General features: G+C 51.0%; 13 protein-coding genes. 4 read left to right on the top strand and 9 right to left on the bottom strand.

Annotated elements, in window-relative coordinates:
* Nucleotides 1–121 precede the first annotated feature (121 nt).
* The 4 genes from SH451x_RS14195 to SH451x_RS14180 form a co-directional block, all read right to left on the bottom strand.
* The gene (locus tag SH451x_RS14195; RefSeq protein WP_479357640.1) at nt 122–1393 is read right to left on the bottom strand and encodes an acyltransferase family protein; all 1272 of its coding nucleotides are present in this window, start codon (nt 1391–1393) and stop codon (nt 122–124) included.
* A gap of 107 nt (nt 1394–1500) precedes the next feature.
* Complete coding sequence (locus tag SH451x_RS14190; RefSeq protein ID WP_479357639.1) at nt 1501–2175, bottom strand: hypothetical protein; 675 nt, start codon at nt 2173–2175, stop codon at nt 1501–1503.
* Complete coding sequence (locus tag SH451x_RS14185) at nt 2172–3065, bottom strand: ABC transporter ATP-binding protein (RefSeq protein WP_479357638.1); 894 nt, start codon at nt 3063–3065, stop codon at nt 2172–2174. Before SH451x_RS14185 ends, SH451x_RS14190 begins: the two co-directional genes overlap by 4 nt.
* Nucleotides 3062–3460 (bottom strand): GntR family transcriptional regulator, encoded by a 399-nt coding sequence (locus SH451x_RS14180; RefSeq protein WP_479357637.1) that lies wholly within the window; start codon nt 3458–3460, stop codon nt 3062–3064. Before SH451x_RS14180 ends, SH451x_RS14185 begins: the two co-directional genes overlap by 4 nt.
* Nucleotides 3461–3826: 366 nt before the next feature.
* Here SH451x_RS14180 and SH451x_RS14175 point away from each other — a divergent pair, with 366 nt between their 5' ends.
* Both SH451x_RS14175 and SH451x_RS14170 read left to right on the top strand, forming a co-directional pair.
* Nucleotides 3827–4177 carry a hypothetical protein gene (locus SH451x_RS14175; RefSeq protein ID WP_479357636.1) on the top strand — a complete coding sequence of 117 codons (351 nt, stop codon included), beginning with the start codon at nt 3827–3829 and terminating at the stop codon, nt 4175–4177.
* A 179-nt stretch (nt 4178–4356) separates the two neighbouring features.
* Nucleotides 4357–4803: a hypothetical protein gene (locus tag SH451x_RS14170; RefSeq protein ID WP_479357635.1), complete on the top strand. Its 447-nt coding sequence runs from the start codon at nt 4357–4359 to the stop codon at nt 4801–4803.
* A gap of 273 nt (nt 4804–5076) precedes the next feature.
* Here the strand turns inward: SH451x_RS14170 and SH451x_RS14165 are convergent, their stop codons facing one another.
* From SH451x_RS14165 to SH451x_RS14145, 5 genes are all read right to left on the bottom strand, one after another.
* Nucleotides 5077–7665, bottom strand: coding sequence for a M56 family metallopeptidase (locus tag SH451x_RS14165; protein ID WP_479357634.1), 2589 nt, complete (start codon nt 7663–7665; stop codon nt 5077–5079).
* Nucleotides 7658–8071, bottom strand: coding sequence for a BlaI/MecI/CopY family transcriptional regulator (locus SH451x_RS14160; RefSeq protein WP_479357633.1), 414 nt, complete (start codon nt 8069–8071; stop codon nt 7658–7660). The genes SH451x_RS14165 and SH451x_RS14160 overlap by 8 nt, the downstream gene beginning before the upstream one ends.
* Before the next feature lie 313 nt (nt 8072–8384).
* The gene (locus SH451x_RS14155; protein WP_479357632.1) at nt 8385–9731 is read right to left on the bottom strand and encodes a proprotein convertase P-domain-containing protein; all 1347 of its coding nucleotides are present in this window, start codon (nt 9729–9731) and stop codon (nt 8385–8387) included.
* 16 nt (nt 9732–9747) lie between these two features.
* Nucleotides 9748–12228 carry a secretin N-terminal domain-containing protein gene (locus SH451x_RS14150; RefSeq protein ID WP_479357631.1) on the bottom strand — a complete coding sequence of 827 codons (2481 nt, stop codon included), beginning with the start codon at nt 12226–12228 and terminating at the stop codon, nt 9748–9750.
* Nucleotides 12229–12729: 501 nt separating this feature from the next.
* Nucleotides 12730–16509 (bottom strand): S1 RNA-binding domain-containing protein, encoded by a 3780-nt coding sequence (locus SH451x_RS14145; RefSeq protein ID WP_479357630.1) that lies wholly within the window; start codon nt 16507–16509, stop codon nt 12730–12732.
* Between the two features lie 386 nt (nt 16510–16895).
* Between SH451x_RS14145 and SH451x_RS14140 the strand changes: the two genes are divergently transcribed.
* Nucleotides 16896–17291 carry a hypothetical protein gene (locus SH451x_RS14140; protein WP_479357629.1) on the top strand — a complete coding sequence of 132 codons (396 nt, stop codon included), beginning with the start codon at nt 16896–16898 and terminating at the stop codon, nt 17289–17291.
* Nucleotides 17292–17689: 398 nt separating this feature from the next.
* Nucleotides 17690–18163 (top strand): hypothetical protein, encoded by a 474-nt coding sequence (locus SH451x_RS14135; protein WP_479357628.1) that lies wholly within the window; start codon nt 17690–17692, stop codon nt 18161–18163.
* The last annotated feature ends 104 nt before the right edge of the window (nt 18164–18267 follow it).

The following is an 18267-nucleotide window of genomic DNA, read 5'->3' as shown; positions in this document are numbered from 1 at the left end:
TTAATCTGTGCCCCTGCTTTGAACGTGTGCAGAGATCTTGATTCAGCAACTTCCACGACGGATCATGTTCGCATTGGAGAATGAAGGCTCGGGGGCACGCATATGTTAAGGTGTCGCGTGCTCATTTAGGCGTAGCGATTTCTGTTCGCTTGAACAAATGCCAAGGGAACTTCTTCCTTCCATTGAGCATCCAGCCGATAGGCGTATATCTGACGAAAACTGCATAGAGAGCTATGCTAATTGCAAAAGTTCCAGTCGTAGAGACCAAAAACTTCAGCCAGATATTCCATTCCAAGTTGCTAATTGCAACTTGAAGTATTAGCAGGATGGGAAGATGAACCAAGTAAATCCAGTATGACGCATCTGAAATGTAACGCAACGATTTGCTCGGCATGCTTAGGAATTGCTTACCGAGAACTAGCGAAGCAACGACCATGCTGATCGAGATTATTGCAGTAAGTGCTTGCGGAATGATTAGTTGGGAAGTTGAAACTGCCTCCGGTGACAACGGTATTTCCGAGACTGTCATCTGTCGTAACACGACATACAAGCAAAGCGAAATGGCTAGGAGCGGAAGCGCGAAGCGTTTGACACTTTCGACAAACTGCTCGCGACCAAACATGTGCCAACCTGCGAAAAAGTAAAGTCCGTAAAATCCAAACGGCCACAGTTGCGGCGTAAAGGACTCCGGTGCTGGAATGCCGACTCCCGCGCCGAACAGGCTAGGCAAAAGTAGGGGCGCAAACAATATTGGCCATAACCCCGAGTAGAACCAGTTGAAAAAATTGCTCAATCGTTTGCTCTTGAAATTACTTGCGATAGCAGCCACGAGACTAAACATGGCGAGATAGTACAAAAACCACATATGCATCGTCGTAAGTGGTGGCGGTTCTTGCTGAGCTCCTGAAGCAGCAGCTGACTTTGCCGCTTCCATCATTGGTGGTAAGTGATTGCAATATTGAATGGCGAATATGATTCCAACGGTCATGGCTATAACGAGCGGGATGTAGAACACGAGAAATGGTAGGACAATTCGGATGCCGCGGTTCTTAAGGAAACCAGAGACGCCCCGACGAGCCACAAGTAGCTTGGCGAAATAGCCAGCCACAAAGAAGAACAGTGGTAGTCGGAATAAATGTAGGAAACCCATTAAGCCATCCAAAAATGACGAACCATTTTTGTCCGCAACAATCCAGAAGTTTCGAGTCGGCTCAGCGTAAGTTAGTGCGGCATGAAGGACTACTCCCAGCAGCATCGCAATCGCGCGAACGTTGTCAAGATAATGTATCCGCTCTGAACCACTCGTCGTGGTCTTCCTCACACTTAAAAGAAGCGAAGGATCATAAGGGTTGATGTTGGTATCTTCTACGATTGTTGCATCGACGGTCGACATTGCGATCTTCCTAAAGGGTTAAGTTATGGTTGGAATTGGTGGGTGCGCAGCAGCGACCACACTGGTTCAGTGGATGAAAGAAAATTCGTATCAGGAGTAAGAGCGAGTTAGGTCTCGATCTTTTTCAACAACGGGAGCCAACTGTTGGCGGCGAACAGGCAAAGTGTGAACAGAATCTGACAGCCTGCAATCATCAAAGCTTCGGGCGAAAAATGGACGCGATCGCTCTCCATCGTCGCAGTCATGCCCGGAAGTCCTGCGACAAGAGGGATGAAAAAGTTCACAAATATGTTGTTGGCAACCATTACAATGATCGTCCAGCTCATCGCTCCGGTCCAAATCGCAGTTGTTAAGATTAGCGAAAACCCCGCAAGTAAATTGATCAGCACGAGAAGAACAAAAACGAGCATTCCGTCCGGGATCGCTGGCAAGGCTAGGATGACAGCGGTCGATCCAGCTGCAATCAAACCCCAGATCATGCAGAAAATTGACGTCACCGCCGCCGATTTGGCGACCGTGTAGTCAACGCTCGAGATGGGCAAGCTCATGACGAAGTTCTGCGACTTCTTCACACGCTCGTCCAACACCAATTCAAAAATAACGTGAACTCCGCTGCCGATTACGATTGTGATCATAAAGATTGCAGCAGCATAAAAGATCTTGGAGTTTGGAACACAGGCAAGTAGCAGGCATGCGACGGTGCAAAGCGTGTACAGCGCGATGTTATGTTTCCATAAGCTCCAGTCTTTTGCGATCAAACGTTTTATCATCAGGGCGTTCATTTCGCGAACTCCTCCCTTCTCATCATGACGGAACTAACAAAGATCTCTTCGAGAGTCATTCGTTCCACTGAACGAATACTTGCCCCAATCTCCTGTAATAATGGCAAAACCTTCTCATCAAAGGCTGGCGTTACGATTACACCGTGGCGACTAGAATGTTGTTCGACGTGCCAATGATCAAAGTGCGGAAGCGCCGCTAATTCGGGAAGTTCAACTCGGATCCTTTGCCATCGATCTAGATACGTTGTACAGCATTCTGAAGCGATTACCTTTCCACGATCCAAAAACGTGATTGTGTCGCAAAATTGTTCGACGTCGGCTACATTGTGCGAAGAAAATAAAATCGAGCGGCCTTCGTCTTCCACTACACGCATCAATTCTGAATTGACTTCATGGCGAGCAACCGGATCGAGTCCGGTCGTTGGTTCATCGAGTACCAACAGTTTCGGATGACGCGCAAAAGCCAAAAGCAACAGTGACTTCACTCTTTGCCCCTGCGAGAACTCTTTGGTTTTCTGGTGCGCGATCAACCCGAAGCGTTTTAGTAACCTTTCTGCATAGGTTTGGTCCCAGGCTGGGCAGAATGACTGGATCAGTCGCATATGCCATCCCAAAGTCGCGTGACCATGCAGTTGCATGCTATCAGAAACGTAGGCAACGTTTTGTTTAGCAACGGCGATTTCCGCAGGAACTTGGTGGCCAAGCAAACGTATCGAACCCGCATCCGCGGTAGCGAAGCCCATCAGTAATTGTAAGGTAGTCGATTTGCCTGCTCCATTCGGTCCGATCAAGCCCATCACGCTGCCTTCTTCAACCTGAAAGCTTACGTCGTTCAGGTGAAAGTGCTCGTACTTTTTGGAAACGTTTTGAATATCGATTGCCAGCGTCATTGAGAACCTCCGTTGGCCAGATCAACCGCAGCGGCAATTTGCTTCTGCAGTTGAGACTTACTTACGCCCAGCGTTGCAGCGAGCCGCGCAGTCTTTGCGACGAGGGCTTCAAGCTCTTCCAGCTGGACTTGCGGCTGAAGATTCGGATTATCAGCAATGAAAGAACCTTTACCTTGTCGAGTAATGATCACTCCGTCTCGTTCCAGTTCTAAATAGGCACGCTTGACCGTTATAACGCTAACACTCAGATCGGAAGCAAGCTGGCGGATGGATGGTATTTCTTCACTTGGCCGCAGATCGCCAATAGCCACGCGCTGCCGGACCTGCTCGATGATTTGCAGGTACAGCGGCCGCCCGTCGGCTTGAGATAAAACCACCCAGCTGTGCTTAGTCATATACACAGTATATACACAGCATCAGCGGCGACAAGAGGTTTTCAAAAAAAGAGTGTCAAATGAGCGCGGCTGGAATGGACGATCGAGAAACCAAAGAAGTTTTCCCCCGTCTTATTTTCGAAAGTAGGGCGTGCGAATTACGATTTAACCTCTGCATTGGTCATCGAATTGGCTGTGTGCTTAAACGGCCGACCGCGAACGATTTGTCGATAACTATCTAAACCACTTTGGCGATAGACTGAAAGGCAACATGATTTGGGTCCGCTGAATGAGCTACGATGAAACGTTATCTTTCGATGCTTGCGCCTGAGACTTACTATTCTGGCGGACGCATTGTTCTAAGACTCTTTTTTGTTAGCTCACTACATGAACCAAAACATAATTGGACTGACAATTCTAAAGGACCGGATTGATGTTAGTCACTCCTTTGGCTTTCCGCTAAATAGATTACTGAACGTACTGTCGTGGCTAGGACAAAATGAATACACACGAATAGCTTTGGCGGGAATTGAATCCGATGTTCTTAGAGAGTTTCCCGACGACTTTGATAACCCTTGGTTTAAAATCGTCTGGGACGACACTGGCTCGATCGCTGTCTACTTGAACGGTGAAATGCCGATCAAACTTGGAAAAGATTTGCTGGGCGCAATCCGCGAATCAACCGGATCTTCGCCTTCGGTAAATATAGTCACACGGCAAGGTCGCCCTGAGTTATGAAATATGTATGCGATAGGACGCATAGGAAAATGGTTATGGTTAAGTTCGGGATAGGCACCCGAGTCGTGTGTTGCATAATGTGAAGAAACGTGACCGCAACCGCATGATTGTAGTTGTTATTTGGCAAATACATGATCCGGTTGGCGCAAATCATTGGGCTCAAACGTTTGGGAGACGCAATGTTGAACAGTTCAGAGCAGAAACCATTCGCCAGTCGCAAGAAGCCAATCGCCGTAGCCGTCGCGCTAATCATTCTGGCATTCTGGGCTCTGTACACAGTTGCTCCCTTTGTTGTCTTCTTCGGCCCCTTTATATTCGAAAGAACAATTAGTGTCTCGAGTTCACCTTTGGACGCGATCCCCGAGCGGTTCCACCTGCATTTCAGTCCGAACGCACGGGGCGTAAGTGGCGAATATTCCAGTGTCACACGACAATGCAGCTTTAAGTACTCATGCACGCACGAGGATTTCAAGGCGATGATTGAACGTGAAAATCTCACGGTCAACAACAACATGCCAGTCAAGAATGGAACGATAACAACTTCTCGACAATGGGGGCCCGGTGTTGCTTGCTATGAGTTCTTCCCGGACTCTGAAACAGCTACAGTTGCTGCGTCGGCGTTGTAATTGGGCTTTGTGCTGAAAGCACACTAACTCGATCGTTATGGTTCGCTGGATGCAGGACGTCTTGGTGAGAAGCCAAGCGTTCTGATAGTCTACAAAAACCGGAATGTTCGACTGCAATGTGTTGGTCGCAGTGCCGCCGGTCACTTTATTCCATAACTCAATATTGGTTGGCCGCAACCCTGTTAAGGCTGCGGCAACTTTCCCTGTTCATACGCGAAGGAAATTCGCTTCACACGGCTACCCAGTCTTTTGTTTAGTGCAAAAGTGCAGAACCTACGGCAGCGCCAGAGTCTCGCGTCCGTCACGTGTGAGCATTGCTTCTAAAATTTTGCGGTCGATGGTCTTGCTCAGGTACTTGATCGAACCATCACCAAACAGGGCGTTCATTCCTGGCCCTTCAACAGACTGGATGTCCTCCGGCGCAAACGTGGACTCTTCGGGTTGTGTCCAGGCGATTGGTTCGCCAAATTCAATCGCCGCGATCGTTTTGGACAGTCCATCTCGTGCATCGGTCATGGAAATGCCTTTGCCGTCCTTACTGCCTAGGAGTCCATGTTCGCCGCCGATAGCTCGAATGCGCGTCTGGGGCTTCCGGCCATCCGCAGAAAACACTGGCACAATCGTCTCTGCAATCTTCATATTCTCAGGGCTATCCCATGGTAAGTCTTTGCGATAAGCTTCATAAAGCGCAGCTTGTTCGATATAAGGCAATATTTCTACTCGCCATGATCGCTTGACTCCGTTCTCTTCAAGGACGCTTGGCGGGAAATGTCCGTGCGCGTCATGATAGTTGTGCAGCGCGAGCCCAATTTGTCGAAGCGCATTCATTTGTTGCACTCGAGTTGTATACTCTGAAGCAGACTTAAAAGCGGGAGCAAGGAATCCGGTGGTGATCGGCGCGAAGTGTTCTACTTTCGTGCTAACGACAACCTGACCATCTTTCCTTTCGATCGCTAGTACGTCGAGGCTAGGACGAACGACATTTTGAACGTTTGCCATCCATAAGTCGAATGGACCGGAAACCGAATATCCGCCAGACCTATTTCGCGTTTGACCTCGGAACCTTTCGGTAAAGTTTTTGGCCAGTATTTTTAATGCTTCTAGCGTTGATGCCACTGAATCAGGCGAAGATGTATGGAGCGTCGAGCTGAACTCTAGATCTTCACCACTGACAGAAGCAGTCAGCGTTCCCGTATCAACATCTTCCCACAAAGGAGCAAAGATGGCTCCTTCGGGAGGCATCTTTGCGCCGATGGCTTGGGAGTGCCAAGCGACGGAGATTAACCCACTCTTCTCGTTGTCCAATAGTTCGCTTAGTTTGCTTCCTTTGCCGATTCGTCCAGCCACGATCATGCTAGAAGCTGCCGCGGATCGATCTTGATCGCAGAGCAAAAGGGTTCGGGAATCTAGCTGGTGGATTTGTCCATTTGGCAGTGTAAGGGACTCCCAGCGAGAGCCTGGTTTAAGTCTTACTATTCCCATCGGAGGTTTTTCAGTCTCCACTATTACGATAACAGACTCTACATCACCGAGTTTAATACCCGTACCGCGAAAGCCTTCTTCATTTGTGTACGGTTCAGACGACTTAATCAGATCGCCAATTTCCCGTAATTCCAAGATTTTCTCAATTTCAATCCTGATCAATGCTTGCGCCGGAATCGCCGCAGAATAGATTGAAAGCGGCGCGATAGCATCATTCAACGCGTTGCCCGGCACTGGCTCCGTGGCAAGCGTTTGCTGAGCTATAGCCGGTCGCCAGAAAGTCACGGCCGCAGATGCGAATAAGAACGTTGCGAACGTTATGGCAGACCCCATGCGACTCCATCGAGTCGGTTTTAGACACAAGTTACGGAACATTTCAAGCCTCCTGACAAAGGTGCTTCGGGATGGAAGGAAAGTGAGCGCAGACCAGCTCATACGCACGTTGGTGCGTCGCAGAGCGAGGCTAGCAAGGTTTTGGAGATACTTTTGCTGGCCACCAACCACTGGCGCCGCTAATGAATCCGCGGCAAGCTCTTGATTCAGCCTGACTTGACGCAATAAAAGATGAGCGAGCGGGTTGAAAAAATTAAACGCTAAAGAAATTTGAGCTACAACATTGATGAACGGATCGCGACGACGAAGGTGCGCGAGCTCGTGTGCAATCGCCGCGACTAGTTCTGCTTCACTCCAATCTTTCCAAGAGACAGGAAGTACGATCGAGGGGCGTTTAAGTCCTAAAACAGCAGGCGATGGAATATTAGGATGCTCAAGCCACTCGATAGGGAAGCGAATATTGAGTTCTTGACTGATCCCCAGGATACTGAGGAGCAGGTGCGGGTCGCTGCAGGGTTTTGCTTCTAAGGTGATTTTTCGGACTTGCCACCAACCAGATAGCAAACGTATGCATCCGAGCAATACGAAAGCGACTATCACGATTGGAAACCAAGGAAGTCGTCCTTGGACATTGTCAGCAGCAGGCATAGCTTGAATTGCGCCATCAACGTTTTGACTCAAGCCTGCAAAGGTTTCAGTAATGTTCGCTGTCAATTGAAAAAAGGATTCCGAGAATTGTTCGGCGGGTGTAAGTGCTACAGGATCTAGATCGTTAGCCAATCTTTCCGATTCAGGATTCGCACGCGGCGGAAGGCGGTTTTCTGAAGAGTCATTAATACTTAGGCTTAGCGGCATGCCGATCTTGGTCGGGACCAACATTATTAGTGGCATCACAATCATCCACAGCATTGCAATAAGAGCAACTTGTACGCGGACACGCGGCGTAAGGCTTCGATTGAAGTGCAAGATCGCAAGAGCAATCATTGCAACCAGTGAGCCTTGAAGGATTCCCCAAGACCAAGCGTTTGTTATCAGGGTTTCATTCATTAGTTCGGCCTTTCTTGCTGGGGATTTCGGGGTGCCCACTGGCAATTCGTTGTAAGATTTCACGTTCAGCAGCTGTGAGCGAACTCTCTTCCATAAGCTGAAGTAGAAGTGCTTCCCGCGAGCCTCCAAAGACGCGCTGAACCAGGTCCATGACCATACGACCGGATACGTCTTTGAACGAGCGACGCGGCTTGAACTGGTGTGGGCGCTGAGTCGTCGTTTGCTTGAGAAAACTTTTCTCGATCAAGATTCGCACGAGCGTAGCGACCGTCGTATACGCGAGTTCTCGCCCGTCTTTGTTCAGAAACTCTTGCGCGTCGGCAATGGTCAATTCTCCATGTTGCCAAAACAAGTGCATTACTTCCAGTTCCCGTTCGGTCAACTCTTTCGCTTTGGGCCTTGCCATCAATCCATTCCTCTAACTTTGGTTTCTTAGTACTTTGGTTTTTTAGTATTTGACGCGTGGGCTGTCAAGCGATTTTTGAAAATTCTTTAATCGGCGCGAAGAATGACGGCTTAAAAGCGGCTATCGAGTCGCCACGAGAAGGTTCGATAAAACGTGCATTTCGACCGAATTCGCTTCGATCTAGGCCGGGCAATGGCCATGAAATCAGCCCGCTCGTTTCCGTTAGGCAGTCCCGATCCGGCCAAAAAGTTACGCGGCGGACCAAATCAACTTTTTTCAGAACAACGACAAGGAAAAATTGTTTGAAAGCGGTTCACTTCGCTGTAACGTTTTCGCTTTGCAATGCCTCGCCGGGCAAAGCCTTTTGCTTCCGAGGAACAACGAGTAGCGCCCAACTGTGTAAAATTCCGAATCGCTGATTGCGGTCGGCGTCGATTACCAATTGCCACTGCCCTTTGAGCGAAGTGTCCTGAAGGCTATTCAAACTCGGTTCTCCCTTCTCGACAGCAAACGGCTGATATGTTCCCCGAAACGGAGCCGTCGCACGTTGAATTCTGTCGCCAGATTCGTCGTCGAATATCGTTGCTTCAAAGTGGTCGCCACTACCTCCAACGGAACGAAACAAGTCAATCCGTTTCCCGTCAGGCGTCTTGATATAGGCCGATATTTGTTCTGTATAATCGTGTGTTATCGACAACTGCACCCGCAGTTTTTCGATAAGTATATCGTCGTCGACTTCAATCATCGAGGTCGCGGTCGTGCGCGGCGAAATGAGAGTTGCCTTGGCGGAGGTGTAGGTGCCTCCGATAACCGACTTTGCCTCGGCCAGCTCAATGGCGGTGATTACTCCGTCGTGGTTTGTATCCATTGAATTGAACTGATCAAGTAATTCATCAGACCAATTGTCGGTAAACTCGGCCATTGACACTTGTTGATCGCTGTTGGCGTCCTTTTCGAAAAACCAATCGGGCAGCACATCAGAGAGATCGCCGACTTTTTCATCGATCTGCGAGTCGATCCATTGGTAGAGCTCGGACCCATCGATTAAATCATCGCCATCTTCATCGATACGCGATACATCGATACCCAAGTCTTTGCGTTCAAAAGAGTCAAGCTGCCGGTCCTGGTTTCGGTCAAAGCGGCTCATGATATCGTATGCTAGTTCGCGACTTCGTCGGTTTTCGCTGTTACCTCGGACGCGTCTTCGTCGCGTTTCGACTGCTACCGGCGCTGCAGCCTCGCGACGCAGTTGGTCTATAACAGAGTATCGCTTAACCTGCGGTGACGGCCCATCACCATTCGTGCGTGACGCTTGTCGCTGCGCCATCTCAATGACGCTAAGCCTGCCGTCACGATTGAAATCGAAATCGTGCCACTCGCGAAATCGCCATGCCGCTCCTTCGTTAATTTCGTCAGCATCCAGCATCCGGTCGCGATTCTTATCGTACCTAGCTATAAGACCTTCGGCGCGTTCAAGATCGGACGCAGTGTAAGGGACCACTACGACATCATTTCCGAAGCCTTGGAATTTTACGATTCCATCATCTGACCCAAACGTCCGCGGCCTCTGGTCTGAATTGTCCTGCCCATACCCACAGGTGCAATGGTAGCACAAGAGAAGTCCGCTGATGGCCAAGACAGCAGGAGTAAATAATTTCATGCTTGTATACTTTGCTTTAGCGTGACCTGCGACGTTGGCGACTTTGCGATACCCCACTTTGCGGCTGGAGGGTTTCACGCAGCATCTCAACCCCTTCCATGCTGGGGTAGTAGATGACTTCAACAGCCTGTTCTGCTTGTTGGTCTAACTTTTCTACAAGTTGCTTAACGTCTTGGAACAGGGTATCCGGTGCCGTGACAACGATAGAGTTGCTGATTTCATGCACCGCAATGCTCATTTGCGCCTCCTGGTTACGGCTCGCTTGAATGTTGTTGTCGGAAACGGCATTGCCACGCTCGCGTGCTGCTGCCTGTTGAGCCCGTTGGGCATTCTTCTGTTGAGCGTTTAGAGCCACGCGATCTCCATACGTGTCGCGAAGCACGTCCGCGATGTCTTCTGCCTTCGCATTTTGAAGTTCGATAACATGGGAAACGCCATGGGTTTCTATGGATGTTAAACTTGAGTCCTTGTCGATGACTTTAAGGTACTGCTCGACCAACTGAAGATCAGAAGTTGTTCCAACGCAGATCAACCGATTAAGTCGAGCGTCAGAGATGACGGTTAAAGTGCCGGAGGTGACAAGCTTTGAACCATCCTTTGTTGACCGTAAGTAGCTTCCTAGCAAACTCATGCTCTTGCTTGATGGGACGGCACCATTTACTAACTTCGCGGTCGTCGAACTATCAACAACACTCGAGGCCCCATCGATGAGGTCTGCAAGCAAGTGCGTCGCCTCATCTGCCGACGCGTACTTAAGATAGTAAATAATTGTTTCAACTTTCGACGTTTCTTCGCCGTTGGCCAAGGTTCTCAAGTGTGTTTCGAAGTGATTCAAAGCGTCGTAATCCTCGGATTCAAGCACAATACCGCGAGCCGTCACTTTTGCCCCGATTGATTTAGGGTCAGCCTCTTGAGGTTGATCGGTTCGTGAGCTAACAAAGTCACCACGTCTCAACTGCTCATCATCGACTTCGGTGGCATCACGATGCTCGGCGTTCCTCATTCCGGACGATGCGTCCGGAGCGATGTGGATAGTTCGCTCAATAACTTCGGTCTCAATCTCGTTGGCTTTCTCTGTTGCGTGTATTGGATTTTCTCCGGCCCACGTCGACTTCGCTTGATCCAGCACACTTTCTGCACGCGCTCCGAAGATCGGCACGACTCTTTCCGATTCTTCGCTCCCTTGTCCATCCAATTCCGCAACAACTTTTTGTATCTCTTCCACCTTATCTTTGGGACCTCTTACAAAAAGCCGCATGCCGCTTGGGTCGGCGTCGATTTTAATTCCTCGAGCACTGTTCTTATTCGTTGCGAGGCTCAACTCGAACATTTCATCAAGCAGCGTTATTGTAAAATACGGGTCGATCGTCCGGAGAGGAATGATCGCGAAGATGTTTTCCAAGCCTTCTAGTTCCACGATTGTGCCTTCAATGATCTTATGAGTCGCATCACTCGCAAGTGCAACAATACTATTGGTCGAAGGTTCCATCGAAAGCCGCACTGATTGGCCGACCAGCACCGTTTGCAGCACGTCATAGACAGTAGAAAGATTCTGGTCGCGTACGCGATGCGACTTCAGTGCTGAGGCTTCTTCGACCATTGGTTCCGTTGAATCGGCAACATCGACGACCGCAATGAGGCTCTCGAGCAGCTTTACCGCTTCTAAAGTCCCCGACACGAAGAGTTTCTTTCCCGTGTTATCGCTTGAGATGTTGATCTCTTCATTATGTGCCAGTCCGGGTTCGATGCCCAAATGTGGACGAGCAACAGTCAGCAGGTCTTCCAAGCCAACGTGCTGCAAAACGAATGGTCGCACCAGAGACTGCTTGGATTCTAGGGCCGTTCGCATACCGTCGAGAATAGCCTGAACGTTACGCAGCTTTCGAGCTGTATCGATCACCACCAACTGCTTGCTCGCCTCTAGTGCGGTGGGTTCGGTCATCAGCTGAAGTCGCGAAAGTTCACTCGTCGCCTCGGAAGGCCGTAATTCCTTCAAAGGAAAGAAGCATTTGACTATTTCGTGATCATCCGACTTCTGGAGTTCTTCAGGGGCAATCGTTCTCGCCAACGCATCTAAGCGTTGTAGGCTACGGGCGTCGCGCAAGTTTACGACCGCCAGCAAGCCTTCGGAGCGAACGAGCGAAAATCCGTCGGGTAGCAGGAACATGTTAATGCGATCAATCGCACTGGCGGTCGAATAGGAGTTTGGATCACTGTAGGTAAACGTGCCGCTTGGCACTTCGGCAACATGGAGTGCAAGCCCGGCTTCGGCGGCAAGCCAAGTGAAGACGTCTCGCCACTCCGTCCGATCAAATGAAAAGCGCAGGTCTTGTTGCGGTTCTGAGGATGCCTTCAGTTCAGATTCATTGCTTTCAACTGAGGCGTCAGCCGAAGGTTCCGCCGGCGTAATCTCGCCCTCTTGAGCAAAAGCGAGCAGTGGGAGCAACCCAAAATGTAGGACTAGGGCGAGTCGTATCGAGCGACTAGGAAACAACATACGGAATTGCGGATGTTAAGGGAGTTGAGTGAAGCCGCAAAGTCGAGGTTCTATTACGAAACCGAACAATGGGAGCTTTTAGATTCGCGACGTCTGCCTTGTATAAAGCGAGAGATCGACAGGAAGTTTCAACGGCGGGAAAACGTAAGCGTTTGACAAACGCGGAGGCGGGAATAATAAGGTCCGTTCACTTTGGCTGCGAACGGGCCGAACTACTGGGATCTATATAGTAGCACAAAAGGAAGGGGGCGTAAACGTTTTTCCAGTACGCGCCACCTTAAAAGTAAGGCACTTTGCCTTATATATAAATCCTGGAATCTCCCCGTCAAAATAACGTGTCAGGAACGATATTCACCAACTACGAGGAGCAAGACCATTAAGACGCAGCGTGTTCAAACCCAATAGAACACCTGCAATTTTTGCAAAAAAAGACTTGGCAACGTAGGGCATACGCTGCCAAGTCTCTAGAGCTAGGTTTTTTTAACGGGCAGAGAAAACGGTTCAGCTCTCGTTTTCACTGGTACCTTCCGGCGAACCTGAAGAGGTAGGCTTCTCGGAGACGGGCGCTTGTTTGGCTTCCTCATGTTTAGTCTGAAACCGGGCAAGTAGATCGCCGAATGATCGCATAGGCTCGTTGCCGCTTGCCGGTTCGGACGATGCAGAGTTTCCTTTCCGCGCGGACGCCGGAAGCTCTTTGCTCGGCAAGTCAATCACGGTAGCCGCGCCTATGTTGGGAGCCCCACCCCGTCGTTGATTTCGGTCGTTGCCTCGACCGCGCGAGTCGCGTCGGTCTGGACGACCACCACCTCCGCGATCAGGTCGCGAGCCACCGCCTGAACCAGCCGGTGCTCCCGAGGGGGCGTTTCGATCTCTACCACCACCGCTCCGAGCTCCTTGAGGGGCTCCGCGGCCAGCGCTACCTGCACTCTGAGGGGCACCTCTGCCTGAGCCAGCGCCTTGCGGACCACCTCGGCCCGCTGGTCGTGAAGATGAATCTTGAGAAGCCGAACGATAGTCAGGTCGAGTATTTCCGCCTCGGTTGTCCTGCCTTGGCCCACCGCGGCCACCGCCTCGGTACTCACCGCGTTCACCCCCATCGGAGTAAGGACGTGACTCTTGAGCAACGCCTGGCGGGAGTGCGCTCAGCGAAATACGACGTTTTTCAGCATCAACATCGACGACCCATACTTGTACTAAATCGCCAACATTCACAACTTGGTGGGGATCTTCCACATAGTTCCGCGACAGGCGCGAAACGTGAATCAACCCACTGCAGTCAGGTCCAAGGTCGGCAAAAACTCCAAAGTCAGCGATACCGCTTACAATGGCCCAAAGTGTTTCGCCACGTTGTAGTTCATCGATCTTGGGTACACGACGCATCAGCGGAATTGCTGCTGACAACTCGCGTGGATCATCAAACGGATGTTGCAAAACTTGAGCGACAAACTTGAGCTTTTCTCGGCCAACTTGCCAGCCCCGTGCAAGTTTCTCCACATCAACGCTCAGCTTCGTGGCTTCCTTTGATTCGGTCGAGAAATCTCGAGAAATCGGTGCCAAAGGATGCCCGCCAAACGTCTTCACCTCTTTGACTTTAGGAGTCGACGGCTGAGCAACACCACCGACTGATGCTTCAATATTCTCGGAAGCGACGGTTGTATCGTTTGCCACAACCTCAGTTTCGGTAACTTGATCATCGGCAGTCGAATTGGCAGAAGGCGACTCCTGCGTATCAGCTTGTTCTGCTTCCGTATCCGCAGTCACATCAGGTGTGCTATTTGATTCTTCAGCGACTTCCAAGGGCAATTCGGCTGCAGACGCGTCCCCGGTATCAGTTTCGAGAGCCGAAGCTGATTCCTCGCTGACCCCGTCGCCAAAGTTCTCATTAGCCGGCGCGATGGTAACTTCAGCACTATCTACTTCGTCAGCAATTGCGGCAGAAACGTTTTCAGGCAACCTAGCTGATTTTGTCCAGCCCTCGGGAGTAGCTGGTGGTTGGCCCAGTTCCGAATTTTCGATCAAACGTTCCGCCAGTCGATAGTCATCTGGGTGGATCAACGTACCATCCAAAGACTGCTCGGATCCGAACACTCGCAAGAACCCGATCGCCTGCCGCAGTTTGTTCGGCGGCAGCTTTTCGGCCAAGGCGAGCAATAACGCTTCGCGTGACGCAGGGCCTTCGGAATCTCGAATCTCGCAAACAGTCCGTGCCAGTTGATCATCTAAACCTGGAACACAGGCCAAGGCTTTTTGGTGACCGTTCCAATAATCAATACCGCGCGTTGCTACGGATGAAGCGACGGCCTCTTGCAGCGATTCTTCGACAAGCGTCGGCGGCAGTTCCGCTTGGAATACAGCAAGTCGTAGCCGCGTTGGTTCGACCTTTAGCAGTTGCACAAGCGGATCTTGCATTCGCCAGGCGAGCCAAGCTGCTGCGCGATGCCGACGCGAAAGCGTGGGCAACTCCTGCAGTGCCAAGCGAGTCGTACAGTATGTGTCTGCACCTTCACGATCGACCATAGTCCATCGAATCGTGTCAGGATCGGACTGGCTCATGAATTCGCGTATCGAATGCATAAGGTACCGTCGGGCAGGACCGGTGCTGAGAGCAATCAAGCTAACGTTGTAGTCATGAGCCCACTCGCCGAGAAGCCGCACGTTTTGATTGACAGCGTCTGGGCGCATACTGTTGCAAGGCAGCTCGCCAATGTGATCGATCTTGCCTTCGGGATCGACAATAACGACCGCGGCGCTCTTGGTACCGATCGCATCAATCATCAAAATTCGATGACCACGCACGGGCCGCTGCATCAACAACGTCTGAAGATGTTCGACAGAGTACTCGATGAGCTGCTGTTGAGCGTGCTCTTCGGCATCGGCAAACACTTCTTGCTCAATGCGATTGGCAAGCAGACCGTTCATCGCTTCGTCGACCGCATTGTCGAGGAATTCGGCGAAGGGATGCTCGCGGTTGCCTAGTGACTCGCGGGCCATGCGAGACACGGCTTTGCGATCGTAGTCGAGTTCGACCTTTAGGATTTGGGAACGATTGCCACGCCCAAGCATAACAATTTGGTAAGGCGAGAGCTTCGTCAACGCTCGACGCAATTTGCTGTAAGGCTCAAGCTGGATCTTTAGCCAGCGTCGACGACGTTGTCGTGGCGAAAGTTCCTTTGCGGAAACCGCCCGAGTCGTTTTGGTTTTGCGGTTTTCATCAAAGCCGCGGATCTCGCCAGCATCAGCAGGCTTTGCGTCGTCGGTGACAACAGCTTCACCTTCCGTTGTCTCTGAAGTGGCAATTCCATTGTCTACTGCATCAACATCATTGGCTGCGGCTGCGTGCTCGACGGAGTCGACTTGCGTTTCTTCCGGCACAACAGGCTCTTCGCCGCTTGATTGTTGTTCCTGTGTCGATTGAGCATCATCCGCATCGTCTGACTGACCCGCTTGCGATACGATGGCATTTGTTGGTTGGACTGATTCAGCCGCGGGCTCAACCTGATTGCTGGGTTGAGGTTGTGATTCTGACGGCACACTTTCTGCGCTGGGCTGTTGGCTAGCCGTTTCGCTTTGCGAATTCTGCGAAGTTTGGTCTGTCGATTCGCCTGCAGGTTTATCTGAGCGTTTACGTTTCTTGCGCTTGCGTTTGTTAGCCGATGCACCTTCTCCACCCGCATCGCCACCACTGGCGTCAGCCGGGGTTTCGATCAGCGAAGACTGAACGACCGCGCGGTTTTTCACCAAACCAAAGATCTTGGCAATCAGGCCGGAATCTTCCAGCAACAGAGCTTGTAGATACGCTTTGACGTTCGCCAACATCGGTTCGATCTGAGCGTCATCGATTTCGACTTGCTGCTTGATCCATGCGTTGAAGTCGGCTGGTGCTGGACCGCTGGCCATCAATATCTCAGTCGCCACCTTGGCCGCATTGGGATCAGCAGTGGCAATCGCCGTCGAACTGCGTCGGGACCTAATATTACGAGTCAAAGCTTGAACTTCAGCAGCGCTACCCGCGGCAGAGACCGCAGTGGAGATCGATTCGCTCCACCATCCCTGCTCTTCTCCATCTTTACGCACGTCCTCCTTGATTTTTTCAAGGTTGTCGCGGTACCGCAACGCGCGGCGCAGTCGAGCAAGGGTGGCAGCATCTAACTGATTGAGCTCGTCAGGACGAACACGAGCCAGATAAGATGGATCATACCCTTGTCGAAGTAGATCAGCAGGTAAACGAAGTTGTTCTTCGGGCCGGCGCAGATCGCGAGCGATCGCTTCCAGTAAAGTCATAGGTTCTTAGACCGCTCTTGTCGGCGTGCAAATACCAAGGTCGCCACGTGGCAAGCAGAAAACGAGGGGATATTTTTCTCAGACGACCGCAGCGAGAAAGCCCTGTTCCCTGATAACTGATTCAGCAATTCGGAATCTATGGTAGGGCGTATTGGTTGTCAAGCTATGAAGCGATTTCTCCCCGATTTACCTCAAATACGTGCCTGAAATGCGCAAACTGCCCCGCTTCGGCAAAACCCTGCGTAGCGTTCCCAGTTTGCTCATGCCCCCTCTCTTGAACATGTCTGAAAAATAACTTAACCGTCAAAGTCGCTCTATCCGATAAAGTTCATCGTACGTTAAAGTCCGCCCTCGTATCGCGTCCTGGAACTCCGGAATTACTCTCGATGAGCAATGATCACGTGCCTTTTCATTTCAACTTTAGCAGCCTTTCGAACCAAATGGCCAACGAAAGCTCAGCCAGGACCCCCAGCAGCTATTCGATATTGAAGTCAGCTGTTCGCGAGTCCAAACTTCATTCAACGACTCCGACCCAAGGCGAACGAAAGCTGGACAAGCGACCAGTAGCCAATCAGTCACCACGTGCAAAGCGTGCTTGGGAAGGCTCCGAAGTCAAAGTCCAATTGAAAGACTTCTTGCCCGCCCTGCTGCAAGCCGCAGTTGATCAAAGCAGTTGGCTAGACGATTTTGCTACGGAAACCATCGTCGTGAGCAAAGACTTCCACGAAGTACTCGCCACCTTCCACCAGCTACGCCAATCCGAACGCCGCCGCGCTGCTTAATTGCGTTGGCGCGATCTTTCGTGGACCAGTAATATGGAACCTTCTTGGTTACCATTATTGTTCGCGACAATCAACGCATCATGGTGATACCTGAAACGTTGCGAGTTCCATGCGACGGTTATGCCAAAACAAAAGCTCACCGCACCGTCGCCCGTGGGTAGCCAACGGCAGGTGCCGAGCAGCATGGAATTTTTCGTGAGCTCGTCCAGGCAGACCAAGTTGGGGGCTTTGCAAGTCATCGATGCAAGCAGTTTCGCTTGAGTAGCATAGCGATTCCTGGTAAGTCAGCACGCTTGGGAAAAATAAACAACGACAAGTAGTTGACATTCGACAGCAGATGCAATACGATTGCATCTGGTCGGACCGCATTCTATTAAACTGCGGATCCAAGTTAAGCGATGCTCTCGCGACAAATTATTACACTCTGCTTGCTCGTCGGTTATGGCGTGCCAGCCATGCTCGGGCCGTTTTGGCACCATCATGGGCCGTGCCATGCCGACCAATGCTGTGAATCACACAGCATCGATGGCACGCGGGCAGCGCCGCGCCCGAGTGATTCGGATGATGTTGCCAAGACCACTAGATCTGTTTGTAGTTCTGGTCGTTGCTGCGCACATGAGCATATTGTTGTTTCGCATCCGTCCAAACAACACGAGCAACCGAGTGTTCTAAGCGAGCTTGGTTCGGCGGCTGTTGGTCACGGAAGTTGCGCGATTTGCGCTTTCTACAGCAGTTCTCAGGTCGCGGCGGTAAGTTTCAGCGTCGACAACTTCAGTTCGCCTTCCCCTGCTTTCCTCGCAGTAGCGACAGCGAAGGTCGATCTTCTGGTTCTTGGCTTCGGTGCGCGTGATCCACCTCTCTGGCATGCTTGATGCTTCACGCTGCGCAGCTTGCTTTTTTTAGCAAAAGTATGCGCAGGAGTAGCGTTTAGCAGTCTTTCTTGCTGTATACGACGCGAATTGTTCGCGGCCCCCCC

It is taken from the genome of Njordella aestuarii (genome assembly GCF_056494165.1).
The sequence above is the reverse complement of the archived record's forward strand: the minus strand, read 5'-3'. Positions and strand labels throughout refer to the sequence as shown.

Bases quoted from the DNA above. Each gene is read 5' to 3' on its own strand.
- SH451x_RS14195 (WP_479357640.1), bottom strand. From the start codon at position 1,393: ATGTCGACCGTCGATGCAACAATCGTAGAAGATACCAACATCAACCCT.
- SH451x_RS14190 (WP_479357639.1), bottom strand. From the start codon at position 2,175: ATGAACGCCCTGATGATAAAACGTTTGATCGCAAAAGACTGGAGCTTA.
- SH451x_RS14185 (WP_479357638.1), bottom strand. From the start codon at position 3,065: ATGACGCTGGCAATCGATATTCAAAACGTTTCCAAAAAGTACGAGCAC.
- SH451x_RS14180 (WP_479357637.1), bottom strand. From the start codon at position 3,460: ATGACTAAGCACAGCTGGGTGGTTTTATCTCAAGCCGACGGGCGGCCG.
- SH451x_RS14175 (WP_479357636.1), top strand. From the start codon at position 3,827: ATGAACCAAAACATAATTGGACTGACAATTCTAAAGGACCGGATTGAT.
- SH451x_RS14170 (WP_479357635.1), top strand. From the start codon at position 4,357: ATGTTGAACAGTTCAGAGCAGAAACCATTCGCCAGTCGCAAGAAGCCA.
- SH451x_RS14165 (WP_479357634.1), bottom strand. From the start codon at position 7,665: ATGAATGAAACCCTGATAACAAACGCTTGGTCTTGGGGAATCCTTCAA.
- SH451x_RS14160 (WP_479357633.1), bottom strand. From the start codon at position 8,071: ATGGCAAGGCCCAAAGCGAAAGAGTTGACCGAACGGGAACTGGAAGTA.
- SH451x_RS14155 (WP_479357632.1), bottom strand. From the start codon at position 9,731: ATGAAATTATTTACTCCTGCTGTCTTGGCCATCAGCGGACTTCTCTTG.
- SH451x_RS14150 (WP_479357631.1), bottom strand. From the start codon at position 12,228: ATGTTGTTTCCTAGTCGCTCGATACGACTCGCCCTAGTCCTACATTTT.
- SH451x_RS14145 (WP_479357630.1), bottom strand. From the start codon at position 16,509: ATGACTTTACTGGAAGCGATCGCTCGCGATCTGCGCCGGCCCGAAGAA.
- SH451x_RS14140 (WP_479357629.1), top strand. From the start codon at position 16,896: ATGAGCAATGATCACGTGCCTTTTCATTTCAACTTTAGCAGCCTTTCG.
- SH451x_RS14135 (WP_479357628.1), top strand. From the start codon at position 17,690: ATGCTCTCGCGACAAATTATTACACTCTGCTTGCTCGTCGGTTATGGC.